The sequence below is a fragment of the Propioniciclava sp. genome (genome assembly GCF_029977985.1).
In the GTDB taxonomy this organism is placed as follows: domain Bacteria; phylum Actinomycetota; class Actinomycetes; order Propionibacteriales; family Propionibacteriaceae; genus Propioniciclava.
Map to the genome: position 1 here is coordinate 1 of NZ_JARKOT010000144.1, position 10864 is coordinate 10864.

Here is a 10864-nt window from a genome sequence, read left to right on the forward strand (position 1 = left end):
GAGCAGCACCGCCGAGTTCTCCGGGTGCGCGATGGCCCACGACTTGGGGGCCATCTCGCCCACCACCAGATGGAGGAACGTCACGATGACGAGCGCCAGCACGAATGCCACCACGTCCGCGGCCACGGTCGGCAGCCCCACCGCTTCGAGCGGCCCCATCAGCACGTGGTGCACGGCCGGCTTCGTCACCGCGCCCAGGGCCAGCGTGCACACGGTGATACCGAGTTGCGAGCCGGCCAGCAACAGCGTCAGCTCCGCCGAGTTCTTCAGCGCGGCCCGCCCGGCCGCGGTCGTGGCGCTCTCCTCCAGCCGGTGCTGCCGCGCGGCCATCAGCGAGAACTCGGTCGCCACGAAGAACGCCGACAAGGCGATGATCGCCGCCGTCGCCAGCCAGACGCCCCACCCGACGGTGGTCGCCGCTTCCAGGGCGATCACGAGGTCGCCTCTCCCGATACCCCGGGCAGGGTGATCAGCACGTGCGCCGGCACGTGCCGTGCGACCTCCAACACGGCGATGCGCACGAGCCGCTCAGGCGTTTCCGGGTCGAGCGCGAGTTGCGCGGGTGTCGGGTGCAGGTGCAACTCGACGACGTCCCCCACCGCCGGTAGGTCGCCGAACTCGGCGATCACGAGTCCGGCGATCGTCTCGTACTCCCCCGGCGGCAGCCGGAGTCCGGTCATGCGTTCCACCTCATCGACATGGACGCCCCCCGCCACCTCCCAGATGCCCGCCTCGGCGGAGGTCTCCAGCGGCGGCGCCACCGGATCGTGCTCGTCGTCGAGTTCGCCGATGATCTCCTCCACCAGGTCCTCGAGCGTGACGATGCCCACGAAACTGCCGAACTCGTCGATCACACACGCGATCTCGGCATCGGCCTCGTGCAGCGCGTGCTCGGTGTCGGGCAGCGTCATGAACGTCGGCACGAGCACGGCGGGCCGGACCAGGCTCGTCACGGGAGCGGCCGAGTCGGGCGGCGCGCCCAGCACGTCCACGAGGTCCACGATGCCGACGACGGCCTCGTCGGCGTCCAGCACCGGGTAGCGCGTGTGCCCGGTCGCCATCTGCGCGCGCACCTCGGCCACGGTCGCACTCGAACGAACCGTCCCGACCCGCACCCGCGGCACCATCGCGTGCTCGGCGTCCCGGCGCGGGAAGTCGAGGATGCGGTCGATCACGAGAGACAGCTCAGGCGAGATCGAGCCGGCCTCGCGGGATGCCGCCACCACCTTCTCCAGGTCGGACGCCGACGCCGCCGATTCCACGTCGTGCACCGGCTCGATCCGCAGCGCCCGCAGCAGCAGCTCGGCCGCTTTGTCGAACACCCAGATGACAGGCCCGAACACCTTCAGGTACACCCGCGTCGACGGGGTGAGGGCGTCGGCCACCTGCGCCGATCGCGCGATCGCGTAGTTCTTCGGGAACAGTTCGCCGAACAGCATCTGGACGAGGGTCGAGAACGCCAGCGCCACGATTCCGCCGAGCGCCACCGACAAAGCGGTGGACGCCCCCGGTGAGACCAGCTCCGTGAACGCCTGCCCGATGAGCGGTTCGGCCACGTAGCCGACGAGCAGCCCGGTCACCGTGATGCCCAGCTGGGCCCCCGACAGCATGAACGAGGTCCGCCGCGTGATCGCGAGCGTCGCCTCGGCCCGCGCGTCCCCCGACGCCGCCCGCCCCGCCAGCCGCGATCGGTCCACTGCCACGTACGCGAACTCCTGGGCAACGAAGTAGGCCGTGGCGGCCGTGATGGCCAGCACCACGAGGACGCCGACGACCAGCGACAACCAAGGACTCATACGTCTCTCCCGGTCGTCATAACCCGTCGCGTCGCGTCCGGATCGCTCCGGACGGCCCGTTCGGCGCGCCGCAGGTCGCGCGGCCGCGGCGTCCGGACCGTCACCGAGCCGGTCGCCCGGCCCCGCAGGATGATCCGTGGGTGCTCGCCGGTCGGCCGGGTCGCGACGCTGCTCGAGACCGTGGAGGTGGAATCCACCTGGAGCCCTTGGGTGTCGACACCCCACCCTTCGGGCACGATTACGAGCGCGGGCCCCATCCCGCTGCCGACGAGCACGACATCGACGACCGGCCACGTCGCCGTCGCGACCGTGAAGTCGAGCACTGTGCCACCCGTGCTGTACGTCACCTCGAGGAACGCGGGGACGTCCCACGGCCCCAGCAGGCGCACCGCGCGCATCCCGGTCCCCGTCAGCCGCACCGGGTCCTCCCACCGCGAGCCGGGGCCCTCGGACGCCCCGGCGGGCGTGCCGAAGAACGCGGCGAGCTGGGCTGAATCCAACAAGTCCCCGAGGACGGCGACGAGATCGTCGCGCGAGTGCGCCTGCAGCGCGCGTGGCACGCGGGCGTCCAGCTCGTCGAAGGTGATCCGGTCGTCGGCGGCGGCGTTGCGCAACTCGGTGAGGGCCCGCTCCCGGTGGAACGTGCCCACCCGCAGGTGTCCCTCGGCGGGCGAGGGGCGGTCATCGGTCACGGCACCACCCTAGCGAGCCCCGCCGACGATCCTCAGTGGCCGGCCGCGTGCCCCTTGATCACCATGCGCATGATGCGCATCATCAGCGCCGCCCCCCGGTACACCTGGTAGGGCAGGTTCTGGCGCCGCTTCAGCGTGCCCTGCGTGGGCAGGGGCGCCTGGGCGATGCGTGCATCGATGTTGCCGATGGCTTCGTCACTCATGTCGATCACTCCGGGATGAGCTGCCAGCCCGGCAGCGCCTTGGCCTTGTAGAGGAACAGGTGGTGCAGCGAGAGCTTCATCCAGTGGCCGGCGAGCCCGATCTCACCCTTGGTCTCGCCGAGGTCACGGCCCGTTTCGTACTTCTCGAAGTCGGGCACCACCGGCATCATCGTGATGGACGCCGCCGATCCCTTGGTGAGACCCGTCCCGGCGGAGGCCACGCACGCGGCCCCCATGTTCGCCATGGACGCCTCGTGCGGCGGCTTCGCCCGGCCCAGGATGCGGTCGGCGATCGTCTGCGCAACGGCCTTGCCCATGACGCCCGACGGCATGCCGGTGCGCGGCGGCGCCGGCGAGATCACCGTTCCCTTGGGGGACTTGCGCGGCTTGCTGATCGGGTGCGGCGGCGCGAATGCGATGCCGACGGCCCAGATGTTGTCGAAGCCCGGCACCGCGTAGGTGCTCGGCCAGTCGGATGCCTTCCACTCCTCGTAGGGCTTGCCCGAGTAGTCGGCATCCACCTTCATCAAGCCGCTGGGGGCGAACAGTTGGTCGGTGATGTCGGCGCCGGCGGCGTCCTTGGCCGTCAACCCGACCCCCCGGAACGGCGGCAGCAGCATCGCGAAATCGAAAGCCTGCGTGTGCTCGGTCCCGTCGAGGAGCTCGTAGTGAATGACGCCCTCCTCGATCTTCGTGCAGCCCGCCCCCGTGATCGCCCGGACGCCGCGCTCCCGGAAGAGCGACTCGGTCCACATGCGGCCGGTGGTGCGGAAGCCGTTCTCCTCGAACTCCATGCCGCCGACGCCGAAGTCGCCGAGCTCGTACTCGTTGGTGAGGAAGATGATCTCCGCGAGGTCACGCACCCCTGCCTGCCGGAGTTCGTGCTCGACGTTGAACACGTACTCGAAAGCGGCCCCCTCGCACGTGCACGTTCCGTGCCCGGTGCCGATGACGAGCGTCTGCCGCTGCCCCGCCTTCAGCTTGTCGATGACGTCCTTCAACGCGGACGCCGCGTGCTCGGCGTGGCCGGCGGTGCAGACGGACACGGTGTGACCCTCGTCCGGCCCGAGCCCCGGAGTCGCGGCGAAGTTCAGCTTGGGCCCGGTTGCGTTGACGAGGTAGTCGTAACGCAACCGCTCGACCTGGCCGGATCGCTCCGGCGAGGTGTGTTCGACGTCGACGGCACCGCGGGCGTCCTCGGCGTCGCCGTGCGGCAGGATCGTCGTCGCCTTCGCCTGCACGTAGCCGATCCCCTGTTTGGCGTAGACCGGCGCGAGCGGGAAGACCACGTCGGCGGGATCCATCACCCCCACGCCGACCCAGATGTTCGACGGGATCCAGTTCCACTTGCTGTTCGGCGTGACCACGACCACCTCGTGCTCACGCGGCAGGAGCCTGCGCAGGTGCAGGGCCGCCGTGTGCCCTGCGATGCCCCCACCCAGAATGACCGTGCGCGCCATCGCGTCCCCCTCGTCCGAGATACCCCTGAGGGTATGGAGCGTACGGTTCGCCACGCCCCACTGCAAGCTAACCACCGCCCCGACTCGTCGGCGGGCCGTTCTGCGACGAACCGGCTCTCAGAAACCGAGGCGATTGAGGTGCTTGGGGTCGCGCTGCCAGTCGGACAGGACCTTCACGTGGATCATCAAATGCGCGGGCATGTCGAGCAGCTTCTTGACCTGCAGCCGGGCGTCCGTGCCGACCTGTTTCAGCCGCTCGCCACGGTGGCCGATGATGATGCCCTTCTGCGAGGCCCGCTCGACGATGATGGAGGCGTAGATGTCCATGAGGGGCTTGTCGGCCGGACGCCCCTCGCGCAGCCCCATCTCGTCGATGACGACGGCGATCGAGTGCGGCAGCTCGTCGCTGACACCCTCGAGCGCCGCCTCGCGGATGAGCTCGGCGATCCGCGTCTCGGTGGGCTCGTCGGTGACCTCGCCGTCCGGATAGAGCTGCGGACCTTCGGGCAGCAGTTTGACGATCTCGTCGACGACCACATCCACCTGGTCGCCCGCCACCGCGGACACGGGCACCACAGCCTCCCACCGAACCCCGAGTGACTCCTCCAACGAGGCGATCCGCACGAGGTGCTCGGCCAGCCGTTGGCGGCCGACCAGGTCGGTCTTGGTGGCCAGCGCGATCAGCTTCGGACGCCGCGGCAGCTCGGAAATCTGGCGCACGAGGAACTCGTCCCCGGGGCCGATGCGCTGACTGGCGGGAAGGCAGACGCCGATGACGTCGACCTCGCTCCACGTCTCGTGGACGAGGTCGTTCAGCCGCTCGCCCAGCAAGGTTCGCGGCCGGTGCAGGCCGGGGGTGTCGACCAGGATGAGTTGGGCGTCCGGTCGGGTCAGGACGCCGCGGATGACCCGCCGCGTCGTCTGCGGCTTCGACGACGTGATCGCGATCTTCTCCCCCACGATCGCGTTCGCCAGGGTCGACTTGCCGGCGTTGGGGCGTCCGACGAAGCAGGCGAAGCCCGAGCGGTGGGGCGGGGCGGCGTCCGTCATGCATCCTCCTCGGCGGAGTCGCGGCGACGCCCCGACTCCTGGCTGCTCTGGGCGGTGAGACCGCCGATGGCGTCGACGGCCTGGTCGGCGCCGGCGTCCTCGACGAGGGCGGCGACCACCGTGCGAATGGCGTGGCGGCGTCCGGAGCCGCGCTCGGCGACCAGTTCGATGCCCTCCCACTCCACCACGGACCCGGGAATGGGCACCTTGTTGAGCTCCTTGGCCATGAGGCCGAGGACCGTGTCCACGTCGTCGTCGTCGACCCGTAGCCCGAACAGCTCGCCGAGCTCGTCGACGGGCAGGCGCGAGTTGACGCGGAACCGGCCGTCGGCCAGTTGCACCCACGGCGGGATCTCGCGGTCGTACTCGTCGACGATCTCGCCCACGATCTCTTCGAGGATGTCCTCGATGGTGGCCAGGCCCGCGGTGCCGCCGAACTCGTCGACGACCAGCACCACGTGGCTGTGGGTGAGCTGCATCTCTTTGAGGAGGGCGTCCACCGGCTTGCTGTCGGGGCAGAAGACGGCGGGCCGCATGAGCGAGGCCACCGTCTCCCAGGACTGCGCCTGCGGGTTGTCGTAGTTCCGCCGGATGACGTCCTTCAGGTAGAGGACGCCGCGCACGTCGTCCACGTCGTCCCCCACGACCGGAATACGACTGTAACCCGAACGGAGGGCGAGAGAAAGGCCTTGCCGGAGCGTCTTGTCGGACTCGATCCACACCATCTCGGTGCGCGGGACCATGACCTCCTTGACGATGGTGTCCCCCAACTCGAACACCTGATGGATCATGCGGCGCTCGCCCGCCTCGATGAGATCGGACGCCTCGGCCATGTCCACCAACTCGCGCAGCTCGGCCTCGGACGTGAACGGACCGTCGGTGAAACCGCGCCCTGGCGTGATGACGTTGCCGACGACGATGAGGATCTGCGGGAACCACCCGAATACCGAGGTCAGCCCGCTGACGAGGCCCGAGGTGCTGAGCGCGATCGCGTCCGCGTGCTGGCGACCGAGGGTGCGGGCAGCCACGCCGAGGATGATGAAGCTGACGAGCACCATGGGCAGCACGGTCCACATCAACCGCTGCCACAGGGGTTCGAAGTTGTCGAACACGACGATGCCCACGCAGACCGTCGCGATCACCTCGAGGACGATCCCGATGAACAGCATCGTGTTGAGCGACGGCGCCGGATCCTGCGTCATCGTGAACAGGCGCTCGGCACCCGGCGCACCGTCGCGGACGTGGTTCTCCGCACGCACCTTCGAGAACGACGCCAGCGCGGACTGGATCGCGACGAACACGCCCGCCAACAGCGTGCAGGCGATGGCGACGACCAGCAGGATCCACTCGGTGTGCGTTAGCAGGGCGGGCCCATCTCTCTCAGAGTCAGAACGCCGCCATTCTAGCGGCGGACGCCCTCGGCCCGGCGCTGCTCCCAAGCGGCGATGATGCGATCGTTCAGGCCGAACATGACCCGTTTCTCCTCCGGCTCGGCGTGATCGAACCCGAGCAGGTGCAGCACACCGTGCACGAGCAGGTAGTCGGCCTCCGCCTCCGGCGTCCGGCCGTTCTCGGCGGCCTGGGCGGCCGTCACGCTCGGGCAGAGGACGATGTCGCCCAGCAGCCCGAGCGGCGGCTCCTCGTCGTCGCTCGGCGGGCGTAGCTCGTCCATGGGGAAACTCAGCACGTCGGTCGGGCCGGGCAGATCCATGAACCTCTCGTGGTAGTCGCCCATGGTCGCCTCGTCGACGAGCAGGATCGACAGCTCGGCCTGTGGGTGGATGCGCAGTTGGTCCAGGGCGAACGCCGCCAGCTGCACGAGCCGCAACTCGTCGACCTCGACGCCGGATTCGTTGTTCAAGTCGATCACCGCATACCTCCTCCGTGGGCTTTCCCGTCCGCTTCACCGCGAACCGAGCTCATCGCCCGCCCCGTTCGCGGCCGTCCTTGGTGGACTCGAACCGGTCGTACGCCGCCACGATCCGCCCCACGAGGTTGTGGCGAACGACGTCGTGGTTGGTCAGCTGGCAGAACGCGATGTCGGCCACCCCGTCGAGGATGCCCGGCGCGGCCCGCAACCCCGACCGCGTCCCCCCGGGGAGGTCGATCTGCGTCACGTCTCCGGTGACGACCATCTTCGAGTTGAACCCGAGGCGCGTGAGGAACATCTTCATCTGCTCCATCGAGGTGTTCTGGGCTTCGTCGAGGATGATGAAGGCGTCGTTCAGCGTCCTGCCGCGCATGTAGGCGAGCGGCGCGACCTCGATCGTGCCGGCGGTGAGAAGCCGCGGAACGGAGTCGGGATCGAGCATGTCGTGCAGCGCGTCGTAGAGGGGCCGCACGTAGGGGTCAATCTTGTCGTTCAAGGTTCCGGGCAGGAAGCCGAGACGCTCGCCGGCCTCGATGGCGGGCCGGGTCAGGATGATCCGGTTGACCTCCTTCGCCTGCAACGCCTGCACGGCCTTGGCGACGGCCAGGTAGGTCTTCCCCGTGCCCGCCGGACCGATGCCGAACACGACCGTGTGGGCGTCGATGGCGTCGACGTACCGCTTCTGGTTGAGGGTTTTCGGCCGGATCGTCCGCCCGCGCGTGGACAGGATGTTCTGCGTGAGGACCTCGGACGCGTGCAACTCGCCCGGGGATGCCGCCATGCCGACGACGCGTTCGATGGACGCGGCGTCCAGGCCCTGACCCGTCCGGGCGATGGTGATGATCTCGGTGAGCGCGTCGGCGGCCGTCGCCACACCGGCCGGCGTCCCGGAGAGCGTGATCTCGTTGCCGCGCACGTGCACGTCGGCGTCCACGGCCCCCTCGAGGATCCGCAGGAACTCGTCCCGCGGCCCGACGATGGACACCATCGGGATCGAGGCGGGAACCGTGATGCGGCGGACAGCCTCGGGCGTGTGTTGGGTGGTCAGGGTTGCTCCTTGTCAGGCGGACGCCGCACCGTGCGGCCCGCGCCCACCGATGCTACTCGACGTCGTCGTCGTCATCCGCCGGGTTGATGACGTGCATGGCGGCCTCCTCGGCGGACGCCGCACCGCCGTCGATGCCCACCGAGAACGCGATCGACTCACCCTCGGTGTCGACACCCGCGTCCCCGTGTCGTGCGTCGACCAGCCGGCCCGCCCGCTCCCGGCCGACCTCGCGGGACTCCCCCGTCGGATTCCACGGCCCGTCGTCGGGCGGGGACACCTCGGGTTCCTCCTGCTTGACACGCATCTCGAGGGTCTCGCCCTGACGCATCTCGGCGGGAGTGTTGCCGAAGCCCTGCGCGGGCGACCACTGGTCCGGAGCGATGATCCCCTCGTCCAGCACGTCGGCGACGCCCCGGTCGAGCAGGGTGTCGGACGCCTGGAGCTGTTCGAGGTTGTCTTCGCCCTCGTCGAACTGTCCGATGTTCTCGCTCATGCACTGATCCTGCCACGGGACCCAAGCGTTTGGGGCCAGCGGCACGACAACGGCGTCGCGGTGTCCGCACGGTACGGCGTGCGGCCGGGAGAGGCGTAGGCTGACCGCCCGTGACCGGCACCAACACCCGCCCCGCGCCCTCTCCTACCGCCTACGCGAGCGGCGGACGCGGCGTCTACGACCTCGTCGTCGCGGCCTTTGTCGGCGTTCTGCTCATCTCGAACATCGGCGCCACCAAGCTCATCCAGTTCGGTCCGACGGTCGAGGTGGGCGGCTTTCCCGTCCTGCCGATCATCACCGACGGGGGCGCCTTCCTGTTCCCCCTTGCCTACATCCTGGGCGACGTGCTGGCCGAGGTCTACGGCCTGCGGCGCGCCCGCCGGGCGATCGTCACCGGCTTCGTGCTCGCCGCCGTCATGAGCCTCACGTTCCTCGCGGTGGACGCCGCCCCGCCGGCCGACGGGTGGCCGAACGACGATGCCTGGGGCGCCGTCCTCGGGTTCGTGCCGCGCATCGTGGTGGCCAGTCTGGTCGGCTACCTGGCGGGTCAACTCCTCAACGCCCGCGTCCTCGTCTGGATCAAGGACCGCTACGGCGAAGGACGCCTCTGGGTACGCCTCGTGACGTCCACGCTCGTCGGGGAGTTCGCGGACACCCTGCTTTTCTGCTCGATCGCCTTCGGCCCGCTGGGGGTGGTCCTCGGGGGCGGCTCGATCGACGCCGCCACGCTCGTGAACTACATCGTCGTCGGTTTCGTCTACAAGGTAACGGTCGAGGTGATCTTCCTGCCGCTCACCTACGCGGTGGTCCGCGCCATCAAGCGCCACGAGCCCGACTACGCCTGAGCGGTCAGTGCGGGCGGCGCGGCCTCGGCGGCACCTTGACAACCATTGAATGCGCCACGAGGTCGTGCCAGCCGCGGCGCTCGGGCCCGAGGATCGACAGGTACCCCAGGCCGGAGGGCAGCCCCAGCACGAACAGCATCAACGCCCGGACGAGGCCACGGCCGAAGCCGAGCCGCTCGTGGGTGCGGTAGTGGACGACGCGCGTGCCCACCAGCCGCTTGCCGAGGGTGCAGCCGATGGCGTTGCCCCAGGCGTGGTAGATGAGCGTCGCCACGCTCACGGACGCCGCCACGATCCCCATCGCGGTCAGGTAGGCGAGCAACGCCTCGGGCGTGTTGGGGTTGGGCACCGTGAAGCCGGTCACGAACTGGGCGGCCAGCAGGACGAACGTGATGATCAGCCCGTCGAGCAGTGCGGCGCCGACCCGCTGGCAGAGACCCGCGATCTCCGGCGCGACGTCGACCCGACGGGTTGGACGCCCTCGGTTGGGGCGCACCGGCGACGCAGCCGGAGGCGCCGGCGAAAGTGACGGCGAGGGTGACGGCGCGGACGACCGCGTCCGCCCTCGGGGGGCGGTTGGCGGTTGGGGGGCGGGCAGGTTGCGGCGCGCGACCGTTCGGCCGTCCTCGGAGTCCGGCACGGCGCGCTCGGCGCGGGTCGGCCGCCAGCTCCGACACCGACGGCGACCGGAACGCGTGAGGACAGGGGTGCTCCGCAGCGGGGGCAGCTGGTCGCGCCGGCCGGGCACCGGTGGCGGCAGTAGGAGCACTCCACGGTTTGCTCGCCTCTCGTCGGGGATCGTGCTGTCAGCCTGCCACGCAATCGTCCCGCTGTCGGTGGGGAGCACTCCCCATCGGCCAGCGCGCCCCCCGAAGCGTCGAGGGTCCGGTGGTTTGCGTGGAGGGCCCGGCCGTTCGCGTCGACGACCCGGGGTGTGTGTCGAGAGACCCCAGCCGACAGGTTGAGCTTGGGTGGCCGGCCGACCCGAGTCCCCCGCGTCGGCGGCCCCGGACACGCTGGTCAGCCGATGCGATGGGGTGGCCCACGTAGGCTCGCACGCCGCCAGCTCCAGCCAGCCCTGCCGTGGTGTGGGTTTCGTACGCTCGGGACGCCGTTGGTTGCGGCCAACCCGTGCCGTGGTGTGGGTTTCGTACGCTCGGGACGCCGTTGGTTGCGGCCAACCCGTGCCACGGTATGACCTTGGCCCGCACTGGTGGGGAGTGCTCCCCATGGCGTCTGGGGTGGAGTCGCTTTTAGGTTGGGGTCATCGAAAGGGCCCACCCGGGATCATCAACGAACAAGCGAAGGAGCACCCTCTGATGAGTGGCATGGTCGGAATGGATATCGCTGGCGTTCGCCAGCTCAGCAAGCTCATGCTCACCAAGGCCGACGAGATCGACAATGCGG

At 69.7% G+C, this 10864-nt stretch carries 12 protein-coding genes; 1 reads left to right on the forward strand and 11 read right to left on the reverse strand.

All coding sequences use genetic code 11. From position 1 onward, the window contains the following. The 10 genes from Q1K57_RS09210 to Q1K57_RS09255 form a co-directional block, all read right to left on the reverse strand. Positions 1-435 (reverse strand): CNNM domain-containing protein (locus Q1K57_RS09210; protein ID WP_300081355.1); only part of this gene is annotated, 435 nt, incomplete at its 3' end. Beyond that, on the reverse strand, positions 432-1796 hold the full coding sequence (locus tag Q1K57_RS09215) for a hemolysin family protein (protein ID WP_300081357.1): 1365 nt from the start codon (positions 1794-1796) through the stop codon (positions 432-434). The genes Q1K57_RS09215 and Q1K57_RS09210, both read right to left, overlap by 4 nt. Continuing rightward, the gene (locus Q1K57_RS09220; protein WP_300081360.1) at positions 1793-2488 is read right to left on the reverse strand and encodes a DUF1707 domain-containing protein; all 696 of its coding nucleotides are present in this window, start codon (positions 2486-2488) and stop codon (positions 1793-1795) included. Before Q1K57_RS09220 ends, Q1K57_RS09215 begins: the two co-directional genes overlap by 4 nt. A gap of 32 nt (positions 2489-2520) precedes the next feature. Then, on the reverse strand, positions 2521-2691 hold the full coding sequence (locus Q1K57_RS09225) for a hypothetical protein (RefSeq protein WP_300081363.1): 171 nt from the start codon (positions 2689-2691) through the stop codon (positions 2521-2523). Between the two features lie 5 nt (positions 2692-2696). Beyond that, positions 2697-4151, reverse strand: a complete 1455-nt coding sequence (locus tag Q1K57_RS09230) for an FAD-dependent oxidoreductase (protein WP_300081366.1) — start codon at positions 4149-4151, stop codon at positions 2697-2699. Between the two features lie 117 nt (positions 4152-4268). After that, on the reverse strand, positions 4269-5201 hold the full coding sequence (gene era / locus Q1K57_RS09235) for a GTPase Era (protein ID WP_300081369.1): 933 nt from the start codon (positions 5199-5201) through the stop codon (positions 4269-4271). Then, positions 5198-6565 (reverse strand): hemolysin family protein, encoded by a 1368-nt coding sequence (locus Q1K57_RS09240; protein WP_300081385.1) that lies wholly within the window; start codon positions 6563-6565, stop codon positions 5198-5200. The genes era and Q1K57_RS09240 overlap by 4 nt, the downstream gene beginning before the upstream one ends. 38 nt (positions 6566-6603) lie before the next feature. Next, on the reverse strand, positions 6604-7071 hold the full coding sequence (gene ybeY, locus Q1K57_RS09245; RefSeq protein ID WP_300081371.1) for an rRNA maturation RNase YbeY: 468 nt from the start codon (positions 7069-7071) through the stop codon (positions 6604-6606). A gap of 49 nt (positions 7072-7120) precedes the next feature. Next, positions 7121-8059, reverse strand: a complete 939-nt coding sequence (locus tag Q1K57_RS09250; RefSeq protein ID WP_300081374.1) for a PhoH family protein — start codon at positions 8057-8059, stop codon at positions 7121-7123. Positions 8060-8171: 112 nt separating this feature from the next. Beyond that, entirely contained in the window at positions 8172-8612 is a 441-nt protein-coding gene (locus Q1K57_RS09255) for a DUF5709 domain-containing protein (RefSeq protein WP_300081376.1), read from the reverse strand. Between the two features lie 110 nt (positions 8613-8722). Between Q1K57_RS09255 and Q1K57_RS09260 the strand changes: the two genes are divergently transcribed. After that, positions 8723-9457, forward strand: a complete 735-nt coding sequence (locus Q1K57_RS09260; RefSeq protein ID WP_300081379.1) for a queuosine precursor transporter — start codon at positions 8723-8725, stop codon at positions 9455-9457. Positions 9458-9461: 4 nt separating this feature from the next. On the opposite strand, the gene Q1K57_RS09265 is transcribed toward Q1K57_RS09260, so the two are convergent. Beyond that, complete coding sequence (locus tag Q1K57_RS09265) at positions 9462-9953, reverse strand: RDD family protein (RefSeq protein WP_300081382.1); 492 nt, start codon at positions 9951-9953, stop codon at positions 9462-9464. Between the last annotated feature and the right edge of the window lie 911 nt (positions 9954-10864).